We start from the raw sequence: 25,451 nt of genomic DNA, 5'->3' as shown, positions 1-25,451 counted from the left end.
ATCAGGTGCGCCACCATGTTCTGTGAAAGACATGATTGCGCACCTTTTCATTTTTTATATAGTAGGGATATGTTCAGGAAATTATTGTTTATGGTTTTGGCTTTCTGCCTCGGTATGCCTCTGACTGTCTGTGCACAGAAGAAAGAAATATCGAAGGCAAAGGATGATGTCAAGGCCGGAAAATCGTTGGTGGAGGCTGAGGCTTCAATGCGCAAGCTGCTTGCCGATTCTACCAACAAAGCCAATGAGAAGATTTGGCTCGTGCTTTTTGACGCTGTCAGAAAACAGTATGAAACGGTAAACGAACAGATGTATCTGAAACAAAAGGCGGATACAGCAAAACTCTTCCTTGCTGCCTACAGGATGTTTGGTGTGTTGGAAGGACTCGATTCGGTGGAATGGAATCTGAAGGGTGTGCAACCTGCCAAGATGAAGTATCGTAAGCGTCACGCCGAATATCTCAATCAACTGAGGGGTAATTTGTATAATGGTGGATTGTACTTCGTAGGCAAGAACGATTTCAAGAATGCCTATGGTCTGTTTGCTGCTTATATTGACTGCGCGAGCCAGCCTATCTTCACGTCGTACGACTATCAGAACAAGGACAAGAAGATAGCAACGGCAGGATTCTATACTGTATATTGTGGGTATAAGCTGAATGATGCTGAGCGAACATTGAACTACTCGAATATTGCCCAGACTGATACGATAAGACTGGAGATGACTTATCAGTATATTGCTGAAACGTATCGCAAGAAGGCTGATGTCGCCAAATTCGTTGAAGTGCTTGAGAGTGGTTTTGCACGCTATCCACAATCTAAGTATTTCTTCTCGCATCTGTTTGACCACTACTACAAGACAGGTAAGTATAAAACTGCAATTGCATTGTGCGATGACGCTATAAAGGCTGATACTGCAAGTGTGGTGCCATTGTTTGCCAAATCTACCGTGCTGCTTGCCAATCAGAATTTTGACGAATGTGTTAGCATTTGCGACAAGGTGATTGCGAAAGACAAGACTTTTGCTGATGTCTATCTGAATGCTGCTTTGGCTTACTTCAATCAAGCTACTTACATTGAAGGCACGATGAGGCACAGTAAGGAGAAGACACAGAAGCTGAAGACGCTTTACAGAAAGTGTCTGCCGTATATGCAGGAGTACAGAAAACTTGCTCCTAACGAAAAAGCTAAATGGGGAGTCCCTCTGTATACTATCTATCTCAACTTGAATATGGGACGCGAGTTTGAAGAGATTGACAAACTCTTGAAAAAATAATTGAGAGTTGAGTGTTATAAATTTAAAGTTGAGAATTTAGAGTTGAGAGTTATGATATGTTGATTTTGATAATAAAATTTATATCAAATGTAATCATAACTCTCAACTCTCAATTCTCAACTTTTATAAGTTGTCAAGACTCACGGGTTGTTCTTTCGGGGTCTTGTGTTCCTTTTGTTGCTGGTCGGCAGGTTGCTGCTCCTTATTGCTTGAGATAGGCAACTGACGTTCTACCGGATTACCGTCCTCGTCGAGTACGATTTCTTCTTCAACCCTTATACTGTCTTTGAATGATGTGTCAGCTTTAGCTCTTGGAACATAACTATTACAGTTGTACATAGACGATGTAATGCTTTCGTCCTTGGGCTTGCCGAACTTGGCATGATACTGACTGAATGCTGGGTCTTTCAACACAGCGTCAAGGAAGTATCCGCAGATTGGCAGTGCCGTACGCGAACCCTGACCTAAGGCTCCAGTGCGGAAGTGGATGCAGCGATATTCGCCGCCTACCCATGCTCCTACTACAAGGTTAGGGCTAACCCCCATAAACCAGGCGTCGGAGTGGTTGTTCGAAGTTCCAGTCTTTCCGCCCCAATCGGTGTCGCGGTATTGTCCTACATAACCATTGAGGCTCATAGATGTGCCGCCAGGCTCACGCAATCCACTCATGAGCAGTTGCTGCATGAGGTATGCACTTCTGTATGGTATTACCTGCTCTTCGCTGACAGATGGCCCATAAATCTCCTTGCCATTGCGGTCGATAATACGTGTTACGAGTCGGCGCTTGATGTACTTGCCGTCGTTGGCTACAGTAGAGTATGCGTTAGCCAATTCCAGCAGCGTCACGTCGCTTGATCCAAGTGTGAGTGACGGAGTTTCGTCGAGTGGACTCTCAATACCCATCTTGTGGGCGGTCTCGGCTATACGTGTAACGCCCATTTCCTGTCCGAGTCGAACAGCAATAGAGTTGATGCTTCGTGCAAATGCACCCTTCAGCGGAATTGAATCGCCTGAGAACGAACCGTTGGCATTGGTCGGTGTCCATGTTACTTCTGTTCCTGCTTTTTTGTCATATACCTGCATTGAGATGTATTCGTCGCGACGCTTGTCGCAAGGGGTCAGTCCCTGGTTCATCGCCTCGGTGTAGACAAACAGCTTGAATGTTGAACCGGGCTGGCGCATAGCAGTAACCTTGTCGTACTTCCACGACTTGAAGTCGATGTCGCCTACCCATGCTTTCACATCGCCTGTCTTAGGCTCCATTGCCACGAATGCACAGTGCATGAAGTGAACCATGTAGCGGATAGAGTCCATCGTCGACATATCCCTCTCAATAGTACCATGCTCGTAGTCGAACAGCTTTACCTTATGCGGACGGTTGAGATAGTACTGGATAGAGTCGGGGTTGTTTGGGAAGCGTGCCAGAAGATTCTTGTAAACTGGTTGCTTCTGGGCGATTCCTTCAATGAAGTTAGGGATGACGTTATGATTCTCGTCCTGCCATGGCTCTTGATTGCCCCAATGGTTGTTGAAGTTGCGCTGAATCTGCTTCATTTGTTTGGCAGCAGCTTCCTCTGCGTACCTCTGCATACGCGAGTCGATGGTGGTATAAATCTTCAAGCCTGAGCTGTAGAGGTCGTATCCGTTTTCGCGGCACCAGTCCTTGAGTTCTGCTGAGACAGCCTCTCGGAAGTAGAGTGCCTGACCGTCGTAGTTGCTCTCCACGCTGTAGTTGAGCTTTATTGGGTTCTGGCTCATTTCATCGTATTCGTCGCGTGTCAAGTCGCCATGTTTCAGCATGTTGCTGAGTACGATGTTGCGTCGACGCAGCGAGTTCTCGGGATGCGAGATAGGATTATAATAGGTGGTAGCCTTGAGCATTCCTACAAGTATAGCAGCCTGGTCGGTGGTGAGGTCCTTGGGCGTGCAGTTGAAGTAGGTCTTTGAAGCTGTCTTTATTCCAAATGCGTTAGAACCGAAGTCGACAGTGTTGGCATACATCGTAATAATATCCTTCTTGTCGTGTGTCAACTCCAACTTTGTAGCAATAATCCATTCCTTGGACTTCATGATGAGCATGCGAACACCAGGTATCTTGCCAAGCAATCCTGTAGAATAGTCGGTGCGCACACGGAACATGTTCTTAGCAAGCTGCTGGGTGATGGTAGATGCTCCACGAGCGTCGTGATGTAGAACAGCATCCTTCACAGCTCCTATAAGTCCGGGATAGTCAATGCCGTGATGGCTGTAGAATCGTTCGTCCTCAGTATCGATAAGCGCTTTCCAGAAAGCAGGATTTACTTCTTCGTATTTTACTGGTGTTCGATTCTCGTTGAAGTATTTACCAATCATTACACCGTCAGCACTGTAAATCTCAGATGCTTCATGTGTCTCAGGATTCATGATAGTGTAAAAACCTGGTGATTTGCCAAACAGCCACAAGAAGTTTGTGTCTACCATTCCAAGGTAGATGAAAAACGCAACTATGCAGGACGCAAATCCTACAAGAGTCTTGGTGTACCACGCTTTGCCTTTATACAAATTGCGATACCAAGGCCAAAACGCCTTGATCTTGCGCTTACACCAGATAAGAATGTCTTTTATTTTTTTCATCTTAAAATGATTAATTTTGTTTGCTAATCTTGGTATATTATCTTGCAAATGTACGAAAATAGTTTAATCTATCAGTTGCTTGTCTATATAATTTATGATTTCTTTAATGTTGTCGGGATGGAACCACATTATACTCTTGTCTCGTTTGAACCATGTCTGCTGTTTGCGGCAGTAGCGGCGGCTGTTGCTTTGTATGTTGAATATGCATTGGTTCATTGTAATAAGTCCGTCAAGGTATTCGAATGTCTCTTTATATCCGACAGTGTTCAGAGAGTTCAAACTTCGCTTGTCGTATACCGCAAGTGCTTCGTCTACGAGTCCTTCGTCGAACATCTGCAGTACACGTGCATTTATACGGTTGTACAGTTCTTCACGGTCGCGATTCAGCCCGACCTTTATTATATCGAAAGGACGTTGCTTCTTGGTGTTTTGTCTGAATGACGTGTAGGTTTTACCAGTCATGTGGCATATTTCGAGAGCGTGCACTACACGGCGTGGGTTGTTGCGGTCGACAATCTTCCAATGCTCATGGTCTAATACTTTAAGTTCGTCGACAAGCGCTGGCAAACCTTCTGTTTCCAATCGCTGCTTCATCCATTCACGTGTATTGTCGTCAATGGTAGGAATTTCGTCAATACCATTGCATACAGCGTCAATGTACATCATCGAACCACCGCTCATAAGCGCTACATCGGAGGTGTTAAAGAGATTGTCGGTGAGCAGATGCATTACATCTTCTTCAAATAACGAAGCGCTATAATAATCGTCAAGGTGGTGATTGCCGACAAAATAATGCTTTACACGCTTCTGCTGCTCAAAAGTTGGGGCTGCTGTTCCAATTGGTATTTCGCTGAAAATCTGACGCGAATCGGCATTGATAATAGGGATGTTGAGATGTTCGGCAATCTGCAAACATAATTCTGTCTTTCCTACGCCGGTGGGGCCTACAATAACAATAAGTTTCTTGCTCATTATTGTCTTAATGTGAATATAAAAAATGGGAGTTAAGTAGACATTTGTCTTTTATACTCTACTTAGCTCCCTTTATCTGATAAATACGTTTTAGCGTATAATACCTCTCTTTGAAGACTCTACGAAATCAATAATATATTGAACTTCCTTAGTAATCTCAAGTTCGTTCTTTATCTCTTGAATGCCCTCAGACATTATACCCTTAGAGTATAATTTGCGGTAGGCATTGTGGATGAGGTCAATCTTCTCGTTAGAGAATCCGCGACGACGGAGTCCAACAAGATTCAATCCGCAATATTTAGTCGGTTCTTTACCTGCAATGATAAAAGGAGGAATGTCTTGGCTGAATCGGCATCCACCCTGAATCATCACATAACCACCGATTCTGCAGAACTGGTGGCAAAGAACATTAGCTGAAATAATAGCATTGTCGTCAACTACAACCTCGCCAGCAAGTTTGGTAGAGTTGCCAATAATCAGGCCGCTACCGAGAACGCAGTCATGTGCAACGTGTACACACTCCATAAGCAGATTGTTAGAACCAACAATAGTCTCGCCTCTTGAGGCTGTGCCACGTGATATGGTTACATTCTCACGAATACTGTTGTTGTCTCCAACTCGGCAGATGGTTTCCTCGCCTCTGAATTTCAAATCCTGAGGTTTGGTAGAGATGCTTGCACCCGGGAAAAACTCATTGCTGTTTCCGATGCGTGCTCCTACATGAATGGTCACACTGTTTTGCATTACATTGTTGTCGCCAATTTCAACATTGCGGTCAATATAGCAGAACGGGCCAATGATATTGTTGTCGCCGAGCTTTGCTTCGGGATGGACGTATGCTAAGGGGCTTATCTGATTCATCTTGAAGTTTTTTTGAATTGAATTCTATTTGTTCTTAACAATCTGAGCTGTAAATGTGGCTTCTGATACTACATGGTCGCCTACAAATACATAGCCTTTCATTGATGAGATACCATGACGTAATGGCGAAAGCAGGTCAACCTTGAAGAGCAATGTGTCTCCAGGAACTACCTTATGGCGGAATTTCACGTCGTCAATCTTCATGAAATATGTAGACCAACGCTCAGGCTCCTCAAGTGTGTTGAGTACGAGCAGACCGCCACATTGTGCCATAGCCTCAATCTGAAGCACTCCAGGCATCACTGGCTCTTGCGGGAAGTGACCAGTGAAGAACGGCTCATTGGCTGTGACGTTCTTTACACCAACAATACTTGTTGCGCCAAGAGCTACAACCTTGTCAACGAGCTGCATAGGATAACGGTGGGGCAGAAGCTCACGTATTCTGATGTTGTCCATTATCGGAGTCTCGTTGGGATCGTATATAGGAGCTTGTATCTCGTGCTTACGAATCTCACGGCGCATCTGGCGGGCAAACTTATTGTTGATTGTATGACCTGGACGTGTGGCTATGATGCGTCCCTTGATAGGCTTGCCAATCAGGGCCATGTCGCCAATGATATCAAGAAGCTTGTGTCTTGTACACTCATTCTCCCATACGAGAGGCTTGTGCTGTATGTAGCCCAATTCATTAGCGTCACGACGCTCTACCTTCAGCATGTCGGCCAATGAATCAAGACGCTCCTGTGTGGTCTGCTTCTCGTAAATAACGATGGCATTGTCCAAGTCGCCACCCTTAATAAGGTTGGCCTTAAGCAGAGGCTCGATGTCACGAACGAAGACGAATGTGCGTGCCGGGGCAATCTCTTCAGCAAATTTTTCCACGCAGTCGAGTGTGGCAAACTGTGAATTGATGAATTTCGAATTGAATGAGCACATTGCTGTGAGTGAGAATTCCTCATCAGGCAGGATAGTGATGCAAGAACCTGTCTCTTCATCTTTCACCTCTATCTTATGACGGATTACATACCAATCCTTTGGCGCATTCTGTTCCTCAACACCAATTTCATTGATTTTCTGAACATACAATGCAGCACTACCGTCAAGAATAGGGAACTCGGGACCATTTACCTGGATAAGACAGTTGTCAATACCCATAGCATAAAGTGCCGACATTCCATGTTCGATGGTTGATACACGTACATCGTCCTTGCCCAGAACGGTGCCGCGCTGTGTGTCTACTACATTTTCGGCAATAGCCTGAATGATAGGCATTCCGTCAAGGTCAATTCGTTGTATCTTGTACCCGGTGTTTTCTGGAGCAGGATTGAATGTAACGGTAAGGCTCAAACCAGTGTGGAGTCCTTTGCCGCACAGGGAGAAACTACCCTTTAGTGTCTTCTGTTTTGATGACATATATTATTATTTTTTCAGTTGTTCTATTTCCTTTTTAAGGTCGGCTAAGTCTTTGTACATATCTGGCAGACGACGGAAAATCGCCTGTGACTTGAAGTATGCACGTGGATTCATCGGAGGAGTACCGATAAGCTCCTCTCCGCCCTTAATGCTTCCTGGTACGCCAGATTGTGCACCGAGGAAAGTCTTGTCGCCAATTGTGATGTGTCCGGCAAGTCCTACCTGACCGCCAAACATACACCAAGAGCCGACCTTTGTGCTACCAGCAATACCGACTTGAGCCGACATTACTGTATTCTCGCCAATTTCTACATTGTGAGCAATCTGAACAAGATTGTCAAGTTTCACACCCTTGCGGATAATGGTTGAACCCATTGTGGAACGGTCAACGCAAGTGTTTGCTCCAATTTCTACATTGTCCTCTATAGTGACGATACCTATCTGAGGAATCTTGTCGTAGCCATCGGCGTTAGGTGCAAATCCGAAGCCGTCGGCACCGATTACGCTACCTGCATGCAATGTGACATTGTTTCCCAATTTACAACCATGATAGATTGTTGTATTAGGATATAAAATACAGCCAGAACCAATTTTTACGTTGTCACCTACAATGGCATGTGGATAGATTTGACAGCCGTCGCCAATAACTGTGTTTTCGCCTATGCATGCAAAAGGTCCTACATAACAATCCTTGCCGACTTTTGCTGTCGGTGCAATGTAGGCTTGTGGCGCAATGCCTGTCTTCTTAGGCTTGCTTGCCTCATATATCTGAAGCAGTTTGGCTATGCTTTCATAGGCATTCTTGACACGTATGAGTGTTGTAGCAACTGGCTTTTCCAGCTCTACATCCTCATTTATTATTACAATGGATGATTTTGTGTCGTAAATGTAGTGGGTGTATTTGGGGTTTGAGAGGAACGAAATGGCTCCTTCAACACCTTCCTCTATTTTTGCAAAGGTGTGTACGGCTGCATTGTTGTTGCCTTCTACTTTTCCACCGATGACACTAGCGATTTGTTCTGCTGTAAATTCCATTTTTTATAATGTCTATTCTTTGTTTCTTATAAGTTAGTAAGTGTTGTGGCCGAATAGGACTAACGCCTTTTAGCCACAACACTGTAATATTATCTTTGCAAAAATAAGAAATTTTATTTAGATACAGCATTTTAGCACTATTAATTTCGTGTTTTGAACATAATAATGCCAACTTTTATCCCTAAAAAGGTTTATTTAGGGTTATATGCCGTACTTTTGAAGTTCTTGATCCATCTGTTTCTGCAGCTCTTCTGCCTTCTGTGCAGCTACCTCAGCAAAGTCTTCGCCGTTGGATGCGTAGATAATACCGCGTGAACTGTTCACAAGAAGTCCGCATTCTGAATTCATGCCGTACTTGCATACTTCTTCGAGTGAGCCGCCCTGTGCGCCTACGCCCGGAACGAGCAGAAAGTGGTCGGGTACAATCTTACGGATGTCCTCAAACATACGACCCTGTGTAGCGCCTACAACATACATCATATTGTCCTTTGAACCCCACAGCTGTGATGTGCGGAGCACTTTCTCAAAGAGTCGCTCGCCCTGCTTGTCTTCTGTAAGCTGGAAGTCGTGGCTGCCCTTGTTGCTTGTCAATGCAAGTACAATCACCCATTTGTCCTTATAGCCAAGGAACGGAGTGACGCTGTCCTCGCCCATGTAAGGAGCTACTGTGAGCGAGTCAACATCGTATTCCTCGAAGAATGTGCGTGCGTACATGGCACTTGTGTTGCCAATGTCACCGCGCTTGGCGTCTGCTACGATGAAGTGGTTTGGATAGTTCTCCTTGAGATATTTGATTGTCTTCTCAAACGAGATGAGTCCCTTCACGCCGAATGCCTCATAGAATGCGAGGTTTGGCTTGTACGATACACAGTAAGGAGCTGTGGCGTCGATGATGGCTTTGTTGAAAGCGAAAATCGGGTCTTCCTCGTTGAGTATGTGTGCCGGAACCTTCTTGAGGTCGGTGTCAAGACCCACGCACAGAAAAGAGCGCTTGGTCTTTATCTGATTTACTAATTCTGATCTGTTCATAACGATTAGTCTTTTATAAATTGATAATTCAATTAGTATTTACAACTGATGTTATAATTGATGATTACAATTCGTTCTCCTTCATCTTCTCTGCATTCTCAGCCACGGTGAGCGCGTCAATCATCGACTGGATGTTGCCGCCCATGAAGCCAGGAAGGTCGTATACGGTCATGCCGATGCGATGGTCGGTGACACGGCCCTGCGGGAAGTTGTATGTACGAATCTTTGCTGAGCGGTCGCCAGTAGAGACGAGAGTCTTACGGCGGTTGGCAATATCGTCAACATACTTCTGGTGCTCTTTATCATAAATATATGTACGCAGACGTGCAAGAGCTCTTTCCTTGTTCTTGGGCTGGTCGCGGGTCTCTGTACATTCGATGAGGATTTCTTCTACCTCGCCGGTGTTTGGGTTCTTCCACATATAGCGGGCACGCACACCTGACTCCACCTTGTTCACGTTCTGACCACCAGCACCTGAAGAGCGGAATGTGTCCCATTTGATTTCGCCCTCGTTGATGTTTACCTCAAACGGGTCTGCCTCAGGAAGAACGGCAACGGTAGCTGCAGAAGTCTGCATACGGCCGTTGGACTCTGTAACCGGAACACGTTGCACTCGATGAACGCCCGACTCATACTTCAATGTGCCGTATACGTTGTCGCCACTTACTGCAAAGCAGATTTCCTTGAAGCCGCCTACTGCGCCTTCACTCTCGCTTGTAACGGATACAGTCCAGCCCTTCGATTCGCAATACTTCTTGTACATCATGAATATCTCGCCTGCAAAGAGACAAGCCTCGTCGCCACCAGTTCCGGCGCGAACCTCCATCTGTACGTTCTTAGCGTCCTCAGGGTCCTTTGGTACAAGTGCAATCTTTATCTCTTCCTCGAGTTTGGGCTGAAGTTCTTCGTTTGTGGCAAGTTCCTCGCGCGCCATCTCCTTCATGTCAGGATCCTGCTCGTTCATGATGATGTCCTTTGCCTCAGCAATACCGTTAAGACAATTGATATACTTCTGGCGAAGTTTCATGATGTCTTCAAGGTCCTTATATTCCTTTGTCAGTTTCACATAACGCTGCTGGTCGGCAATCACCGAAGGGTCGGTGATAAGGGTTGACACTTCCTCATAGCGTGCCTCCAGTCCGTCAAGCTTTTCTAATATATTATTGTTTTCTGCCATTTGTTATTATTATGTAGATGAGTACTGAAATTGCTCAACTATATAAGATTAATATTCGAATTCACCATATTCCGACTTGATGAGCAGCGAGCGCTTGCCTTCCTCGATGTGGCCTACAATCTGGGCGTCGATGTTGAAGCTCTTGCTGATCTCAATCACCTTCTCGGCAACTTCAGGACGTACGTAAATCTCCATGCGGTGACCCATGTTGAACACCTTGTACATTTCCTTCCAGTCGGTCTGACTCTGCTCCTGGATTACGCGGAACAATGGAGGAACGGGGAACATGTTGTCCTTGATTACACGGCAGTTGTCGCCTACGAAGTGCAGAACCTTGGTCTGTGCGCCGCCAGTACAGTGAACCATACCGTGAATCTCTGGACGCAGTTCGTCAAGCAGTCGCTTGATTACCGGAGCATAAGTGCGGGTAGGTGAGAGTACGAGCTGACCTGCATTGACGGGGGCACCTTCTACCTCGTCGTCCAGACGGCAGCCGCCGCTATAAACAAGTTCCTCGGGCACAGCGTGGTCGTAGCTTTCGGGATATTTCTCAGCAAGATACTTTGAGAAAACGTCATGACGAGCACTTGTCAATCCGTTAGAACCCATACCGCCATTGTACTGTTTCTCGTAAGTAGCCTGTCCGAAAGAAGCAAGACCTACGATAACGTCGCCAGGACGGATGTTGGCATTGTCGATAACGTCCTTGCGCTTCATACGGCAAGTCACAGTAGAGTCGACAATGATAGTGCGTACGAGGTCGCCAACGTCGGCTGTCTCGCCACCGGTAGCATATACGCCAACGCCCATTCCGCGCAATTCGGCAAGCAGTTCGTCTGTACCGTTGATGATGGCCGAGATAACCTCGCCCGGAACGAGCATCTTGTTGCGTCCGATAGTGCTTGACACAAGGATGTTGTCTACAGCGCCTACGCAGAGCAGGTCATCAGTATTCATTACGATAGCGTCCTGAGCAATGCCCTTCCATACGCTGATATCGCCAGTTTCCTTCCAGTACATATAGGCAAGTGACGATTTCGTACCTGCACCGTCAGCATGCATGATGTTGCAATATTCTGGATCACCACCTAAAATGTCGGGGATAATCTTGCAGAAAGCCTGAGGATAAAGACCCTTGTCAATGTTCTTGATAGCATTGTGCACATCTTCCTTGGCGGCGCTGACTCCGCGCATCATGTATCTATTGGATTTGTCCATTGTTATTTTATTTGATATGTTTCGATTAAAATTTAATATGTATATATTATAGCTGCTCCTCGCCATTCCAGAAATCCCAGCTGGCAAAGGCTTGAAGCAATAGCATTTCCAGTCCGTTCTTGGTCGTAGCACCATGTTCTGCACCCTTCTTCATGAATAATGTTTCGTCGGGATTGTAAATCAGGTCGTACAGAATGTTGTGGCTGTCCATTGCTTCGTAAGGCAGGTTGGGACATGAGTCGGCCTTGGGATACATGCCGACCGGGGTGCAGTTGACGATGACGTTGTATTCCTTGATTATTTCAGGAGTCACTTCGTCGTATGTTATGCATCCGTCTCGTTTTGTCCGACTTACGAATAATGTTTCCAATCCTAATGTCTTCAATCCGTACTCTATAGCCTTTGATGCGCCGCCCGTGCCTAATATAAGAGCTTTCTTGTGGATTTTCTCCAGCATCGGCTCAATGCTTCTTGTGAATCCTATCACGTCGCTGTTAAAGCCTTTGAGTATCGGATTTTTCCCCTTGTGGGTTATTCTAATAACGTTTACTGCTCCAATTGACTTAGCTTCAGGGCTTATATCATCAAGATAGCTTATGACCTTCTGCTTGTATGGAATAGTTACATTAAGTCCTTTGAGTTCTGGATTTGAAGCCAGAATCTCGGGCAGTTCATCTATTTGTGGAATTTCAAAGTTTATGTAGCGCGCGTTGATGTTCTCATTGGCAAATTTCTCGTTAAAGAAACTTACCGAGAATGAGTGGCCCAATGGAAATCCGATTAATCCATACTTATCCATATATTCTACTTTTAGATGGTTATGAAATAGATGTTTTTACTTTGTTGCAAAATACATTGTGCAGATGCCAAGTGTAAACCTCTTGAATGACGCTTCTGCAAAGCCTGCTTTTTTCAATATCCCTACCATTACTTCTCCTTGCGGGAAGGCTTCTATTGTAGCTGTTAGGTATGAGTAAGCAGTCTTGTCGCCCGAAATCATTCTGCCGTATAATGGCAGTATTGTGTGCGAGTAGATCTTGAACAGTTGGCGCATGGGGAAGTGCACTGGTGTTGTCAGTTCCAATATGCAGAGATGTCCTCCCTTTTTCAATACTCGGTGCATCTCCTCTAGTCCCTTGTCAAGATTCTGGAAGTTGCGTATTCCGAATGCTGCTATTACAGCGTCGAATGAGGCTTCGGGAAAAGACAAATTCATGCAGTCTTCTTTGCTGAATGATATCGTGTCGCTAAGTCCGAGATTCTCGACTTTCTGTCTTCCGATATTCATCATCCCCTCACTTATGTCGGCTCCTACAACCTGCTTGGGGTTTAACATCGTGGCAGCCTGAATGGCAAAGTCGCCGGTTCCGGTAGCTACGTCAAGGATGTGCTGTGGCTTGAACGGTTTCAGTCTGTTAAGCGCCATCTTTCGCCACGCCTTGTCGATGTTCCATGACAGACGGTGGTTGAGCTTGTCGTAGGAGTGGGCGATGTTGTCAAACATCTGTTCCACTTGTTCTCCCTTTTCCTGTGTATTGTTGTAAGGGGTTATCTTTTCCTGTTTGTATGTCATTGTTGCAGTGTTACAGAAATCAAAAAATGTTGGGTGTTGAACGTTATTTATGTCAGCCTCATTGTCAGCCCATTAGATAACATTCATCACCCAACATTTCCTATACTACTTGCGTGTAGCGAGGTATGAAGCTACATTCTTTTCGATACGTGTGGCAATGTCGCCGTCTTCTGCAGTCTTGTCAAACTTCTCACCAGTGATGTGCTCGTACAGCTCGATGTAGCGGTCGCTTACGCTTTCTGCATACTCGTCGGTGATTTCGGGCATAACCTGTCCAGGCTCATTCATGAAGTTGTGTTCAATGAGCCACTGGCGTACGAATTCCTTAGAGAGCTGCTTCTGCGGCAGACCCTTCTCAAACTTCTCCTCATAACCGTCGGCATAGAAGTAGCGGCTTGAGTCGGGAGTATGGATTTCGTCGATGAGGTAAACCTTGCCGTCGCGCTTGCCGAACTCGTACTTGGTGTCTACAAGAATAAGTCCGCGCTTTTCTGCCATTTCCTGACCGCGCTGGAAAATACGGCGTGTGTAGTCTTCCATTACCGCATAGTCCTCTGCACTTACAATACCTTGTGCGATGATTTCTTCCTTAGAGATATTGAGGTCGTGACCCTCATCAGCCTTAGTTGTCGGAGTGATGATTGGCTCAGGGAAACGCTGGTTCTCCTTCATTCCTTCAGGAAGCTTAACGCCGCAAATCTCGCGGCATCCCTCCTTATAGGCACGCCAAGCCGAACCTGTAAGAATAGAACGGATAATCATTTCCACGCGGAATCCCTCGCATTTCAGACCTACAGTCACCATAGGGTCGGGAGTAGCAAGTTTCCAGTTGGGGCAGATGTCGGTGGTTGCATCAAGGAACTTAGCTGCAATCTGGTTCAATACTTGTCCCTTGAATGGAATGCCCTTGGGCAATACCACGTCAAAAGCGGAAATTCTGTCGGTGGCTACCATTACTATGACATCATCGTTGATGTCATATACGTCGCGCACCTTACCATGGTACACGCTTTTCTGTCCTTCAAAATGAAAATCAGTTTGTGTAAGTGCTTTCATACTTTCTAATATAAATTTATATTTGTTTATGAATCCTGCTTTGTTGTGCTCTCACGTTTTTCGTCATTGCTCTTGTCGTAAGCCTCGTAGGCGTTGACAATGCGTGTGACGAGCTTGTGGCGCACGATGTCCTTCTGCTCCAATGGCACAAATCCAATACCTTCCACGTCTTTCAAAATGCTGAGCGCCTCTTTCAGTCCGCTCTTTTGTCCGCGTGGCAAGTCTATCTGTGTCATGTCGCCCGTCACAATCATCTTTGTGTTCCAACCCATACGTGTGAGGAACATGCGGAGCTGTGCCGGCGTTGTGTTCTGTGCCTCGTCGAGTATCACTACTGCATCGCTAAGTGTTCGACCGCGCATGAATGCAAGTGGAGCTATCTGTATGACGTTCTTTTCAATCATGTCCTGCAGCTTTACTGCTGGAATCATGTCTTCGAGTGCATCGTACAGAGGTTGAAGGTACGGGTCAATCTTATCCTTCATGTCGCCTGGTAGAAATCCCAGTTTTTCACCGGCTTCAACGGCAGGACGTGAAAGGATAATCTTGCGTATCGTTTTTTCTTTCAAGGCTCTTACAGCGAGGGCTATACTTAGGTAAGTCTTACCCGTTCCGGCAGGACCGGTTGCAAAAACCATGTCGTTCTTTTCAAAAGCATCAACTAATTGCTGCTGGTTTTGGCTTTTGCATTTTATGGGCTTGCCGGATATGTTGTAGACAATTACGCCCTTTACTCCGTCTGCTTTTGTCTGCTTGCCTTTTATGATGTCGAGAATGTCCTCTTCGCCTATGCTGTTGTATTTCAGCACATGGCGGCGCATCTTCTCGATATTCTCCTCGAATGAAGCCATTTCCTCTTCATCGCCCAAAACGCGTATAACATTGTCACGCGCCACGATGCGTAGCTTAGGGTAGAGCGACTTGATCATTTGCAGATGCCCGTTGCCTACACCATAAAATACTACTGGGTCTATGTCTTCAAGTATGATATGTTTCTCTATCAAAATTTATAATATGTTATTTTAGATGCAAAGGTACGTTTTTTTGTACAAATTCAAAAAAAAAACTCAACTATTTCCAAAAATAAATTACCTCTGTTTTGGCAGTATTTGCATTCTTGTGTAACTTTGCACTTATTATGATGAAAATAACGAAGAAGAATTATACTCAGATATTCGGCATTACGGTTGTGTTGCTTGCAATCTTCAGGTGTGCGTCAATCGACCGTGCTGCTGGTAATGGCGCTGCCGTGGCTTCGGCAGATACTGTCAGTACTGATGCCGTGGCTGATTCGGTAGCTGTTGACGGAATGGATGAAATTACTTCAGCTCCGGTGGCCGAGATAAAACCTATAGGCAGACCGTCGCTGTTCTTTAATGCTGATGGTACGCCAGTGAAAAACCGTATTTACAGTGTACCGCATTTTGGCAATACTTTTCCCGATCAGAATGATGTGCAGCTTGCGGCTGCACAGCGTCATGGTGTGAAGGCTGTTCTCGACCGCGAGGATGCCGAGCGTCGAAAGTCGGAACTTGTGTATGTGGGCAATAATCCGTTTTTCCATGTTGACCGACTGAAGAACAGCATTCCTTATCTGGTGCCTTCGGCTTCCGAATTGCTTCAGGACATAGGACGAGCGTTTTTCGACAGCTTGCAGACCAAGCAGATTCCTCTCCATAAAATCATTGTCACATCGGTGCTTCGCAGCAAGGCAGACGTGGTGAAGTTGCGCCGACACAATTCTAATGCTACCGAGAATTCATGCCACTTGTACGGTACGACATTCGATGTTTGCTACAACCGCTACAAAACGGTGGAAGACCCGCAGGGACCGCGCCGCCGACAGGTGCGCAACGATTCGCTGAAGTGGGTGTTGAGCGAGGTGCTCAACGACATGCGACGGCAGAAACGTTGCTTGGTGAAATATGAAGTGAAACAAGGCTGTTTTCACATAACAGTAAACTGATAGAATAGAAGTTGCCCTTCTGCATTTCAAATTGTATTCTGTTTGAAATGCAGAAGGGCAACTTTATTAAGGCTATCGAATAACTTTATGAGTGCTAATGTACAACTTTATGAGTGCTAATGTACTGCTTTACAAATCCTTTACAAGAATACTCCTCTGAGCGTTGAGGTATTTCGAACGATTGGCATAGGCCTCCTTCCATTGTGGTGATGCCAGTTTGCGCAAGTCGATGCTCAAAGCCCACTTACCGTTTGCTTCCAGTCGGTCTATAAGAGTGCCTACAGACAGTCGTGTCAGACATTCGGCAGGTTGGTAATAAGTAGTCTCGCCCTTGTCACCGCTCGATATTTCGGTTATGATGTTTATCTGTGTCAGTTCGTACAGCAATTCATTTACGATGCGGATAGGTATGCCGGTGCGTAGCTTAAGATCGAGCGCCGAGTAAGGTTTGCCTCCTTCGGCAAATTGTTTGCATATCTGATTGGCCAATATCAGGCATAGCAATGTCTTGTAGCGATGGCTAAGGTCCTCGGCTTTAGTGCGGAAAGCGAAGTCTTCCATATTCTGAGTAGCATAGCACAGTTCGGCACCGAACAGACAGATAAGCCACGATATTTGTACCCAAAGCATAAACAACGGCAGGGCTGCAAACGAGCCATATATGGCATTGTATGAACTCACCCAAATCTGCGAATGAATGTAGAATATCTGTAATCCCTGCATTGCCACACCTGCTAAGATGCCAGGGGCAATGGCACAAGTGAGTTTCACCTTTGTATTGGGCATGAATACGTACAGGGCAATGAATACGCCAGACATGAGCACATAAGGCATCAGTTGCAGTATGAATTGTGTGAGCGGACCGATGAGCATGGTGTTTTCAATCTGCTTGAATATGGTGGCGAAGAAGATGCTCACACCTGAGGTTATTACGATAGTTATAGGCACCAGTAGGAACATTGACGTGTAGTCGGTAATGGTGCGGAATACGCTGCGCTGTTTCTTTATCTGCCAAATGTTATTGAACGTCTGCTCAATATTGCTGATAAGCATAATCACCGTGAAGAACATGAAGATAAGGCCGACTCCCAAGAACAGACCGCTTTTTGTATGTATAAGATACGAGTTGACAAAGCCAATGATAGTCTCGGCGGCTTGAGGCTGGCTTGAGAAGGAATCGCGAAACCATTCCTCAATGTATTTGTTGTATCCAAAGCCACGGGCAATGGCAAACACTACTGCCAAAATTGGAACGAATGCCAGTAGGGTAGAGTAGGTGAGTGCCGCCGCAGCACTTGTTATACGTCTTGCTGTTGTAAACTCTATGGCAAGGATAAGTCTTTTGGCAATTGAGAGCATGAAGTATTTAAAAGGCGAGATGCTTTCACGGTTTATGCCCCAAATGTCAATGCTTATAAATCGTTGGATTTTCTTTATTTTTTCTTTTGTAAGCATGTCGGTTGTAATTATAGTATAATTTACTGTGCAAATTTAATGTTTATTTCGCAATATTTCCGCTAAAAATCCTAAATTCATTTTGCTGTCTCATATTTAATTGATAATTTTGGCATAGAATAATTGTAAATTGAATAAAAGTGAAAAAATCTATATATTTATTTGTGCTTTTGTCTGTCTTTTCTGTTGGCTCATTTGCGCAAAAAATCACTCTTGGCTCGTGCATTACTCATGATGGTGGACAGTACAAGGGACAGATGCAGGCAGGAAAGCCACAAGGCAAGGGCAGTACCGTCTTCAAGAATGGTGATATCTTTGAAGGAGAATATGTCAAAGGTAAGCGTCAGGGACAGGGTATTTATACCTTTTCTGATGGCGAGAAATATGAAGGCGAGTGGTTTCAAGACCAGCAGCATGGTTTTGGTACATTCTGGTTTATGAACAATAATCGATACAAGGGAATGTGGTATCGTGATTATCAGCAAGGACATGGTGTGATGTACTATTATAATGGTGATATTTACGATGGCAACTGGCAGAAAGACAAGCGTCAGGGCAAGGGTAAATATACATTTGCAAGTGGTGCCTACTACGACGGTAACTGGAACAACGACCAGAAGTCGGGTAAGGGATTCTTTGCTTGGAATGATGGTACAACGTACGATGGCATGTGGCTCAACAACCAGCGCTCGGGCAAGGGGACTAACAAGTATGCCGACGGTGACGTGTATACTGGTGATTGGCTTAACGACATACAGAACGGCAAGGGTGTATACCGCTTCCAGAATGGCGATGTCTATGAGGGCGATTACGTTCAGGGCGAGCGCACTGGCGAAGGCATATTCAAGTACAAGAACGGTGACAAGTATACCGGTCATTTCAACGAAGGCGACAAGGACGGTATGGGCACATTCCTTTGGAAAAATGGCGATATGTATGTAGGGATGTGGAAGAGCGACCGCCAAAATGGACATGGCAAACTTGTCAAGAAGAATGGCGACGTATTTGAAGGCGAATTCAAGGATGGCAAGGTGAACGGACAGGTCATAATCCACTTCTCTGACGGTTCAAAGTTCAAGGGAATGTATAAGGACGGACGTCGCAATGGCGCTGCCATTGAAGAGTATAAAGACGGAAAGCGTTTTGAAGGTTCGTATGTCAACGGTCTACGAGACGGTAATTTCGTAGAGAAAGACAGTAATGGCCAGATACTGAAACGTGGTCATTATGAGAATGGCAAAAGATTTGAAGATTAACTAACGTACTAATTATATAGCTATGGCATTAAAATCAAAAAAAACACAGACTAAAAACTCAGAGTCCAAAGTTAAACATATTGGATTGGTGAAGAACGATGCTTACCTTGAGCCTTATGAAGAGGCTATAAAGGGACGTCACGATCATGCCCTGTGGAAACTCAACTCACTGACTAATAATGGAAAGACAAAACTCACGGATTTTGCCAATGGACATAAGTACTATGGACTGCATAAGGCAAAACGTGGATGGGTGTTCCGTGAATGGGCACCTAATGCTACCGCAATATATCTTGTAGGCGATTTCAACGGTTGGACCGAAAGCGAGCGTTATAGCGCTAAGCGTATTGACGAGGCTGGCAACTGGGAGCTGAAACTCTCAGAGAAGGCAGTAAAGCATGGCGACCTCTTCAAGATGCACGTATATTGGGATGGCGGAATGGGCGAGCGTATCCCGGCTTGGGCTACACGAGTAGTCCAGGACGAGGAGACAAAGATATTCTCGGCTCAGGTATGGAATCCAGAACCATATGAATGGAAGAAAACTAAGTTCAAGGCCAATAAGTCGCCGTTGCTCATCTACGAGTGCCATATCGGAATGGCTCAGGATGCGGAAAAGGTAGGTACATACAATGAATTCCGTGAGAATGTATTGCCAAGAATCAAGAAAGACGGATACAATTGTATCCAGATTATGGCCATTCAGGAACATCCGTATTATGGCTCATTCGGATATCATGTGAGCAGTTTCTTTGCTGCTTCTTCACGCTTCGGTACTCCAGAGGATCTGAAGGCTCTTATCGACCAGGCTCATAAGGACGGCATTGCTGTTATCATGGATATTGTACATTCACATGCAGTGAAGAACGAGATAGAGGGATTGGGTAATCTTGCAGGCGACCCCAACCAGTATTTCTATCCGGGCGAAAAGCATGAACATCCGGCTTGGGACTCATTATGCTTCGACTATGGCAAGGACGAGGTTATTCATTTCCTCCTTTCAAACTGCAAATATTGGCTTGAGGAATTCCATTTTGACGGTTTCCGTTTCGACGGCGTAACCTCAATGCTCTATTATAGTCACGGTCTGGGTGAGGCATTCTGCAACTACGGCGATTACTTCAACGGACATCAGGACGATAATGCCATCTGCTATCTGACACTTGCCAATCTCCTTATACATGAGGTTAATCCTAATGCTATAACTATTGCTGAGGAAGTTAGCGGTATGCCAGGTCTTGCTGCCAAGTTTACCGTTGGTGGCTACGGTTTCGACTATCGTATGGCAATGAACATCCCTGATTATTGGATCAAGACAATCAAGGAACTTCCGGATGAAGCTTGGAAGCCAAGCTCTATATTCTGGGAGGTTACAAACCGCCGTTCCGACGAACGTACCATTAGCTATTGCGAAAGCCACGACCAGGCTCTTGTGGGCGACAAGACCATTATCTTCCGCCTTATTGATGCCGATATGTACTGGCACTTCCGTAAAGGCGACGAGAACGACCGCGCCAATAGAGGTATTGCCTTGCACAAGATGATACGTCTCGTTACAGCGTCTACCATCAATGGCGGTTATCTCAACTTTATGGGCAATGAATTCGGTCATCCGGAATGGATCGACTTCCCGCGTGAGGGCAACGGATGGAGCCATAAGTATGCGCGTCGTCAGTGGAATCTTGTAGACAACCCCGAACTTGACTATCATTATCTTGGCGATTTTGATAAGGCAATGTTGTCAACGCTCAAGCTTGAGAAGAATATTCAGAACAAGCCGGTAGTAGAGATTTGGCACAACGATTCTGACCAGATACTCGCTTATATGCGTGGTGACTTGGTGTTCGTATTCAACTTCAGTCCGACACAATCGTTCGTTGACTATGGATTCCTTGTTCCTACAGGCTCGTACGATGTTGTTCTGAATACAGATTCAAAGGACTTTGGTGGTAACGGTCTTGCTGATGATTCAATCACCCATTTCACCAATTACGATCCGTTGTATATGAACGACCGCAAGGAATGGCTGAAGCTTTACATTCCTGCACGTTCGGCTGTAGTATTAAAAAGAAATTAATGAATAGGGTAAAGTATAGTCAGGATACTTTGACACACGTGTTGTGTACATTTGTCTTTGCATTGTTTTCGTTTTTCTACCTGTATTACTATCAGGCAGATTTGATGACAATTATGCAGCACGTGTTGTCGGAAGGACAAACCCATTACAATCACTTTGTAGGAGCGGTACTAATAACAATAGTACTGCTCCTCATTCAAGTGGGTGTTGTCCGTTTGTTTCAGCGCATGCGGTTGGCATGGGCTTTTACGTTCATTCCATCTACATTGTTGCTTGCAATGATTACGGATGTAAGCCAGTCGGGCGTAGCCAGTAATGGCTTTATTGAGTTTGGCTGGGGTGGATACGTATTGCCTTTATGTCTTATATCGTATTTTGTAGTTGTTTGGCTGTTGAATACATCTGGCATGGTCGAAAAGTATAGTCATGTTTTCATGGACCAGACACGTCAGTTGTGGGTTAGTTTGAGTGTCATGCTGCTTATGATGCTATTTGTATGTGGATGGGGCAATTCTGATAGAGTATTCCATGACCGTATACATGTAGAACAATGTTTGGTAGATAATGATGTTGACGAAGCTTTGCGTACATTGCAGCAGCACTCTGATGCTGATGAGAATCTGACAATGCTTACTGCTTACACTCTTTCGCGAAAAGGGCTTTTGGCTGAAAGATTGTTCGAATTCCCATTGAAGGGCGGTTCCGCTTCGCTAATGCCCAATGGCAATAACGTAGGTTTTGGATTGCTTGCCGATACTACCTTCTACGCCTATCTTGGCAACGCTTATCTGCAACGAATGTCCACCATGCATTATCTTGACTATCAGCGTAGGCATAAGCGTCTCAATCGTCGTACTATCGATTATCAATTGTGCGCTTACCTTATGGATAAGAAGCTCGATGCTTTTGCACACAATATCACCAAGTATTATGAGGTGAACGACTCTGTTAAGTTGCCCAAGCATTATAAAGAGGCTTTGATTCTGTATACCCATTTACATTCCAATCCTTGTATCGTTTATCATGACAATGTCTTGGATGCCGATTTTGAGGATATGCAGAAACTGGAGAAGTCGATAGCCGATGCCCGTGAGCGACAGACGGCTTTGCGCGATACTTATGGCAATACCTATTGGTATTATTATATGTACTGATTATACGTGATGTGAACTTATTATAATTATAAAACGAAAGCGGTTCAGAATCAGAATGACATTAATCATTCGGTTCTGAACCGCTTTCGATTTATACTAAGTATGTCAAGACTGTATTGTCGTTGACTTTATAGATTAACGTTTGAGTTTCTCCGTTCAATGTGTTCTTGCATCTAATACAGCCTTCGTATTTGTTGCTTTCTGTTATTCTTTCAATCATTATGTCGTGTAGCGCCAGATGTTCGTCCGAATAGTATTTGTACACCGTTTCCTTAGCACACCAGAATAGCAGCAGTATATATGCCTTGTTAATGTGAGTGTTGTCAGAGATTTTTATATTATTGCAGAGTGTCAGACTGTAATCACGTTCGTCACTACGCATGAATTTGTCTTCAATCTTAAATATCCTGTCGCTTATATATTCTATGTCGACAGCTACACGTTTGTGTCGCGATAAGATTATACTTGCATAGTTCTTGGTGTGGCTAATGCCTATTTCCATGTCTGAGCCTCTTAGTATTGGTCTTCCCGAGTCTTCGTGATCAATAGTCCAACCGCCTCTGCCGAGCATTTCGTTCAGCAATGCATAGACAGCAGCTGTTTCTTTCTGGCGATTATTGCACATTGTCATTGTTCGGTTGTACACATCAGACGGGCAAACGTCCTTTAGGTTAGTGCTTTTGTCAAATAACCAAGCTCCCAACTGCGTATTATCGTCAATTTTCTCAATATATAATAGAGGCATAGTCTACATTCTTGTTTCTCCCAAAGATTATTTCTCTTCAGAGTCTTCTTCTTTCTTCTCGTGTATTGTGACTTTAATTCTGCTGATGCGGCGTTCTTCTATGCCTACAATTTCGAATGTATAGTTCTTGAAATCAATCTTCTCGTGGATGCTAAGGAAGTCGCCTTTTATTTCCAGTAGCAATCCTGCAAGCGTGTCGGCATCACCCTCTACGTCTGCAAATTCCTCATCGTTGATGTTCAATGTCTTGCAGAAATCAGTCAGCAAAGTCTTGCCTTCGAATATATATGTATTGTAGTTCAACTTACTGTACAGCTTGTTTTCTTCGTCATACTCATCGTTGATTTCACCTACAATTTCTTCGAGAATGTCTTCCAGTGTAATCAAACCGCTTGTTCCTCCGAACTCATCTACAACAATAGCGATGTGTATCTTATTCTCTTGGAATTCGCGCATCAGGTCGTCAATCTTCTTTGTTTCAGGAACAAAATAAGGAGGACGCATCAGGCTCTGCCAACGGAAACTTGCGGGCTTTGTCAAATGGGGCAACAAATCCTTAATGTATAATATACCTCGAATGTTGTCACCGTTATCCTGGTAAACTGGAATTCGGCTGTAGTTGTTCTCAACAATACAGTTCAACACTTCTGTATAGTTCGATTTTATATCAAGTCCTACTATGTCTTGTCGGCTTGTCATCACCTCCTTGGCAGTTTCATCGCCAAATCGGATAATGCCCTTAAGCATGCTTTGCTCGTCCTTGATGTCGTTCTTGTCGGTCAGCTCAAGAGCGTGTTCCAGGTCGTCAACACTCAAAACGTGCTTTTCTTTCTGTACTACCTTCTCGGCAATTACGCCACTACGCAGTAGAATGTTCTCTATAGGCCAAAATATCTTTCTGCATATACATACACCCTTTACAGCTTTGCGGCAGAAATTGAGCGGGTCCTGACGGCTGTACACCTTGGGCATAATCTCGCCAAAGAGCAGAAGCAGAAAAGTCAACATTACGGTAAGCGACAGGAATTGCAGCCAATACGCCTTCTCTCCGAAATGAACGATATTGCCGAAGATATAGTTGCACAGCATGATAATCGTTACATTAACGAAATTGTTAGTGATAAGGATTGTTGCTAGCGTGCGCTCGCTGTCCTCACGTAAATTCAGTATATTGCTGTCGCTTGATGATTTCTGTGCATTCAATTCAGCCAAGTCGGATGGCGACAGACTGAAGAAGGCTATTTCCGAACCACTTGCAAATGCCGACATTGCCATAAGTATCATGGTCAGTACAATACATATTAATACGCCCGTAGTTGGAGCTACAAGGTAGACATCGGAGAGTGAATCGGAAATGAATCTTAAGTATGTTTCCACAATTGTTTATATATTAGAATGGTAACGTGTCGTTGTTCACGTCTTCTTTTATGTTAGTACGTGTGTTTTCTTTTGTTTGTTCGTTCTGTACCGTTGCTGAGACCTGTTTTGGTGTAAGCAGTTCCATGTTGTCGGCATATATCTCTGCTATAAATCTACGTTGGCCTTTTTTGTCATCGTAATATCTGTATCGTATTCTGCCTTCAACGTATATCTTGTCGCCTTTGTGGACATATCTTTCTGCTATTTTTGCAAGATCTCTCCACATTACAATATTGTGCCAGTCTGTTCGGTCAGGCACACGTGTGCCGTTTTGCAACACATATCCTCGTTCTGTCGTAGCTAAAGGGAATTGTGCTACAGCCTGGTCGGCATCATAATATTTCACGTCGGGTTCTTTTCCAACGTTTCCTATAAGCATTACTTTATTCATGATAGTCTGTTTTTGTTGTTATAGGATAAACCAAACATAGGATGCCGTGTTTTGAGCGACATCCTATGACATAATTATTCAATATGTTTTATTTCCACATACCAAGATACTTGTAGTGGAAGTTCTTTCCTTTGGCTGACGGGAACTGTGAACGGTTGTCCACACGGTCGCGCAGATGCTCTACAATGCGGTTGTAGCAGTCTTGTCCCGAATTGGCTTTGCATCGTACCACAAAGTGTGTGTCACGATATTCGTGCTTGCCTGTTGCTGGAATCAATACTACGCGCTTGAAGTCCAGTTCGCCTTCGTACCATCCCGGACGTTCCTCGTTGAGGCGTGAGGCCACTACCGAAGCCATATCATGCTTTTCTGCTGCTGCATTGTTATGTGGAGCCGGATGTAGAGCTTTCTTCTGCTTGAAGTCAAGCATGGTTGCTGCCGTTGTCTTGATAATAATAAAGTATACGCGTGGTCTTATTTTGTATCTTTTGGGGTAATAGACATCGCTGTTGGCATATTCTCTAACATCAGCTTCAAGGTTTGCATTCATTCCAATTTCCTGGATTGAACGCAAAAAATCCAATGCATCTTCAACGTTTGTTACTAACGTCTCCTTGTCAAAATATCTTAAGTATAAGTTCATTGAATTCTGTTTTGTTCTTCAAAAAAATACTGATTTAAAAATCTTTTAAAAGAAGAGCGGCAAACGAGACTTGAACTCGCGACCCCAACCTTGGCAAGGTTGTGCTCTACCAACTGAGCTATT

General features: G+C 44.7%; 22 protein-coding genes. 5 read left to right on the top strand and 17 right to left on the bottom strand.

Annotation, left to right across the window (positions count from 1 at the left end; all coding sequences use genetic code 11):
- The first annotated feature begins 69 nt into the window (after positions 1-69).
- Complete coding sequence (locus I6E38_RS06710; protein WP_235393224.1) at positions 70-1,275, top strand: tetratricopeptide repeat protein; 1,206 nt, start codon at positions 70-72, stop codon at positions 1,273-1,275.
- Between the two features lie 123 nt (positions 1,276-1,398).
- Here I6E38_RS06710 and I6E38_RS06705 read toward each other — a convergent pair whose 3' ends face one another.
- The 12 genes from I6E38_RS06705 to I6E38_RS06650 all read right to left on the bottom strand — a co-directional run bounded on the left by I6E38_RS06705 (position 1,399) and on the right by I6E38_RS06650 (position 15,226).
- Positions 1,399-3,888: a transglycosylase domain-containing protein gene (locus I6E38_RS06705; RefSeq protein WP_235393223.1), complete on the bottom strand. Its 2,490-nt coding sequence runs from the start codon at positions 3,886-3,888 to the stop codon at positions 1,399-1,401.
- Between the two features lie 63 nt (positions 3,889-3,951).
- Positions 3,952-4,860, bottom strand: a complete 909-nt coding sequence (gene miaA / locus I6E38_RS06700) for a tRNA (adenosine(37)-N6)-dimethylallyltransferase MiaA (protein ID WP_235393222.1) — start codon at positions 4,858-4,860, stop codon at positions 3,952-3,954.
- Between the two features lie 90 nt (positions 4,861-4,950).
- Positions 4,951-5,721 (bottom strand): acyl-ACP--UDP-N-acetylglucosamine O-acyltransferase, encoded by a 771-nt coding sequence (gene lpxA / locus I6E38_RS06695; protein WP_235393221.1) that lies wholly within the window; start codon positions 5,719-5,721, stop codon positions 4,951-4,953.
- 24 nt (positions 5,722-5,745) lie between these two features.
- Complete coding sequence (locus tag I6E38_RS06690) at positions 5,746-7,134, bottom strand: bifunctional UDP-3-O-[3-hydroxymyristoyl] N-acetylglucosamine deacetylase/3-hydroxyacyl-ACP dehydratase (RefSeq protein WP_235393220.1); 1,389 nt, start codon at positions 7,132-7,134, stop codon at positions 5,746-5,748.
- A gap of 6 nt (positions 7,135-7,140) precedes the next feature.
- Entirely contained in the window at positions 7,141-8,169 is a 1,029-nt protein-coding gene (gene lpxD / locus I6E38_RS06685; RefSeq protein ID WP_235393219.1) for a UDP-3-O-(3-hydroxymyristoyl)glucosamine N-acyltransferase, read from the bottom strand.
- 201 nt (positions 8,170-8,370) lie between these two features.
- Positions 8,371-9,198 (bottom strand): orotidine-5'-phosphate decarboxylase, encoded by an 828-nt coding sequence (gene pyrF / locus I6E38_RS06680; RefSeq protein ID WP_235393218.1) that lies wholly within the window; start codon positions 9,196-9,198, stop codon positions 8,371-8,373.
- Positions 9,199-9,262: 64 nt separating this feature from the next.
- Positions 9,263-10,375, bottom strand: coding sequence for a peptide chain release factor 1 (gene prfA, locus I6E38_RS06675; protein WP_235393217.1), 1,113 nt, complete (start codon positions 10,373-10,375; stop codon positions 9,263-9,265).
- Between the two features lie 48 nt (positions 10,376-10,423).
- Positions 10,424-11,572 carry an AIR synthase-related protein gene (locus tag I6E38_RS06670; RefSeq protein ID WP_235393240.1) on the bottom strand — a complete coding sequence of 383 codons (1,149 nt, stop codon included), beginning with the start codon at positions 11,570-11,572 and terminating at the stop codon, positions 10,424-10,426.
- 67 nt (positions 11,573-11,639) lie between these two features.
- The gene (locus tag I6E38_RS06665) at positions 11,640-12,392 is read right to left on the bottom strand and encodes a shikimate dehydrogenase family protein (RefSeq protein WP_235393216.1); all 753 of its coding nucleotides are present in this window, start codon (positions 12,390-12,392) and stop codon (positions 11,640-11,642) included.
- A gap of 36 nt (positions 12,393-12,428) precedes the next feature.
- Positions 12,429-13,166 (bottom strand): bifunctional demethylmenaquinone methyltransferase/2-methoxy-6-polyprenyl-1,4-benzoquinol methylase UbiE, encoded by a 738-nt coding sequence (ubiE, locus tag I6E38_RS06660; RefSeq protein WP_235393215.1) that lies wholly within the window; start codon positions 13,164-13,166, stop codon positions 12,429-12,431.
- Between the two features lie 105 nt (positions 13,167-13,271).
- Positions 13,272-14,222, bottom strand: a complete 951-nt coding sequence (locus I6E38_RS06655; protein ID WP_235393214.1) for a phosphoribosylaminoimidazolesuccinocarboxamide synthase — start codon at positions 14,220-14,222, stop codon at positions 13,272-13,274.
- Positions 14,223-14,248: 26 nt separating this feature from the next.
- A complete protein-coding gene (locus I6E38_RS06650; RefSeq protein WP_235393213.1) occupies positions 14,249-15,226 on the bottom strand; it encodes a PhoH family protein in 978 nt (325 codons plus the stop codon).
- A 134-nt stretch (positions 15,227-15,360) separates the two neighbouring features.
- Here I6E38_RS06650 and I6E38_RS06645 point away from each other — a divergent pair, with 134 nt between their 5' ends.
- Positions 15,361-16,188: a DUF5715 family protein gene (locus I6E38_RS06645; protein WP_374690002.1), complete on the top strand. Its 828-nt coding sequence runs from the start codon at positions 15,361-15,363 to the stop codon at positions 16,186-16,188.
- A 129-nt stretch (positions 16,189-16,317) separates the two neighbouring features.
- On the opposite strand, the gene I6E38_RS06640 is transcribed toward I6E38_RS06645, so the two are convergent.
- The gene (locus I6E38_RS06640) at positions 16,318-17,643 is read right to left on the bottom strand and encodes a YihY/virulence factor BrkB family protein (RefSeq protein ID WP_235393212.1); all 1,326 of its coding nucleotides are present in this window, start codon (positions 17,641-17,643) and stop codon (positions 16,318-16,320) included.
- A 140-nt stretch (positions 17,644-17,783) separates the two neighbouring features.
- Here I6E38_RS06640 and I6E38_RS06635 point away from each other — a divergent pair, with 140 nt between their 5' ends.
- From I6E38_RS06635 to I6E38_RS06625, 3 genes are all read left to right on the top strand, one after another.
- The gene (locus tag I6E38_RS06635; RefSeq protein WP_235393211.1) at positions 17,784-18,899 is read left to right on the top strand and encodes a phosphatidylinositol-4-phosphate 5-kinase; all 1,116 of its coding nucleotides are present in this window, start codon (positions 17,784-17,786) and stop codon (positions 18,897-18,899) included.
- 22 nt (positions 18,900-18,921) lie between these two features.
- Positions 18,922-20,976: an alpha amylase C-terminal domain-containing protein gene (locus I6E38_RS06630; RefSeq protein ID WP_235393210.1), complete on the top strand. Its 2,055-nt coding sequence runs from the start codon at positions 18,922-18,924 to the stop codon at positions 20,974-20,976.
- A gap of 113 nt (positions 20,977-21,089) precedes the next feature.
- Positions 21,090-22,130, top strand: a complete 1,041-nt coding sequence (locus tag I6E38_RS06625) for a DUF6057 family protein (protein ID WP_235393209.1) — start codon at positions 21,090-21,092, stop codon at positions 22,128-22,130.
- A 91-nt stretch (positions 22,131-22,221) separates the two neighbouring features.
- Here the strand turns inward: I6E38_RS06625 and I6E38_RS06620 are convergent, their stop codons facing one another.
- The 4 genes from I6E38_RS06620 to I6E38_RS06605 all read right to left on the bottom strand — a co-directional run bounded on the left by I6E38_RS06620 (position 22,222) and on the right by I6E38_RS06605 (position 25,328).
- Entirely contained in the window at positions 22,222-22,875 is a 654-nt protein-coding gene (locus tag I6E38_RS06620; RefSeq protein ID WP_235393208.1) for a 4'-phosphopantetheinyl transferase family protein, read from the bottom strand.
- Positions 22,876-22,902: 27 nt separating this feature from the next.
- Positions 22,903-24,252 carry a gliding motility-associated protein GldE gene (gldE, locus tag I6E38_RS06615; RefSeq protein WP_475595048.1) on the bottom strand — a complete coding sequence of 450 codons (1,350 nt, stop codon included), beginning with the start codon at positions 24,250-24,252 and terminating at the stop codon, positions 22,903-22,905.
- A gap of 13 nt (positions 24,253-24,265) precedes the next feature.
- Positions 24,266-24,685: a single-stranded DNA-binding protein gene (locus tag I6E38_RS06610; protein ID WP_235393207.1), complete on the bottom strand. Its 420-nt coding sequence runs from the start codon at positions 24,683-24,685 to the stop codon at positions 24,266-24,268.
- An 88-nt stretch (positions 24,686-24,773) separates the two neighbouring features.
- The gene (locus tag I6E38_RS06605) at positions 24,774-25,328 is read right to left on the bottom strand and encodes a hypothetical protein (RefSeq protein ID WP_235393206.1); all 555 of its coding nucleotides are present in this window, start codon (positions 25,326-25,328) and stop codon (positions 24,774-24,776) included.
- Between the last annotated feature and the right edge of the window lie 123 nt (positions 25,329-25,451).

This window comes from Leyella stercorea (assembly GCF_021531355.1).
GTDB lineage: Bacteria > Bacteroidota > Bacteroidia > Bacteroidales > Bacteroidaceae > Prevotella.
The sequence above is the reverse complement of the archived record's forward strand: the minus strand, read 5'-3'. Positions and strand labels throughout refer to the sequence as shown.

Bases quoted from the DNA above. Each gene is read 5' to 3' on its own strand.
- I6E38_RS06710 (WP_235393224.1), top strand. From the start codon at position 70: ATGTTCAGGAAATTATTGTTTATGGTTTTGGCTTTCTGCCTCGGTATG.
- I6E38_RS06705 (WP_235393223.1), bottom strand. From the start codon at position 3,888: ATGAAAAAAATAAAAGACATTCTTATCTGGTGTAAGCGCAAGATCAAG.
- miaA (WP_235393222.1), bottom strand. From the start codon at position 4,860: ATGAGCAAGAAACTTATTGTTATTGTAGGCCCCACCGGCGTAGGAAAG.
- lpxA (WP_235393221.1), bottom strand. From the start codon at position 5,721: ATGAATCAGATAAGCCCCTTAGCATACGTCCATCCCGAAGCAAAGCTC.
- I6E38_RS06690 (WP_235393220.1), bottom strand. From the start codon at position 7,134: ATGTCATCAAAACAGAAGACACTAAAGGGTAGTTTCTCCCTGTGCGGC.
- lpxD (WP_235393219.1), bottom strand. From the start codon at position 8,169: ATGGAATTTACAGCAGAACAAATCGCTAGTGTCATCGGTGGAAAAGTA.
- pyrF (WP_235393218.1), bottom strand. From the start codon at position 9,198: ATGAACAGATCAGAATTAGTAAATCAGATAAAGACCAAGCGCTCTTTT.
- prfA (WP_235393217.1), bottom strand. From the start codon at position 10,375: ATGGCAGAAAACAATAATATATTAGAAAAGCTTGACGGACTGGAGGCA.
- I6E38_RS06670 (WP_235393240.1), bottom strand. From the start codon at position 11,572: ATGATGCGCGGAGTCAGCGCCGCCAAGGAAGATGTGCACAATGCTATC.
- I6E38_RS06665 (WP_235393216.1), bottom strand. From the start codon at position 12,392: ATGGATAAGTATGGATTAATCGGATTTCCATTGGGCCACTCATTCTCG.
- ubiE (WP_235393215.1), bottom strand. From the start codon at position 13,166: ATGACATACAAACAGGAAAAGATAACCCCTTACAACAATACACAGGAA.
- I6E38_RS06655 (WP_235393214.1), bottom strand. From the start codon at position 14,222: ATGAAAGCACTTACACAAACTGATTTTCATTTTGAAGGACAGAAAAGC.
- I6E38_RS06645 (WP_374690002.1), top strand. From the start codon at position 15,361: ATGATGAAAATAACGAAGAAGAATTATACTCAGATATTCGGCATTACG.
- I6E38_RS06640 (WP_235393212.1), bottom strand. From the start codon at position 17,643: ATGCTTACAAAAGAAAAAATAAAGAAAATCCAACGATTTATAAGCATT.
- I6E38_RS06630 (WP_235393210.1), top strand. From the start codon at position 18,922: ATGGCATTAAAATCAAAAAAAACACAGACTAAAAACTCAGAGTCCAAA.
- I6E38_RS06625 (WP_235393209.1), top strand. From the start codon at position 21,090: ATGCAGCACGTGTTGTCGGAAGGACAAACCCATTACAATCACTTTGTA.
- I6E38_RS06620 (WP_235393208.1), bottom strand. From the start codon at position 22,875: ATGCCTCTATTATATATTGAGAAAATTGACGATAATACGCAGTTGGGA.
- I6E38_RS06610 (WP_235393207.1), bottom strand. From the start codon at position 24,685: ATGAATAAAGTAATGCTTATAGGAAACGTTGGAAAAGAACCCGACGTG.
- I6E38_RS06605 (WP_235393206.1), bottom strand. From the start codon at position 25,328: ATGAACTTATACTTAAGATATTTTGACAAGGAGACGTTAGTAACAAAC.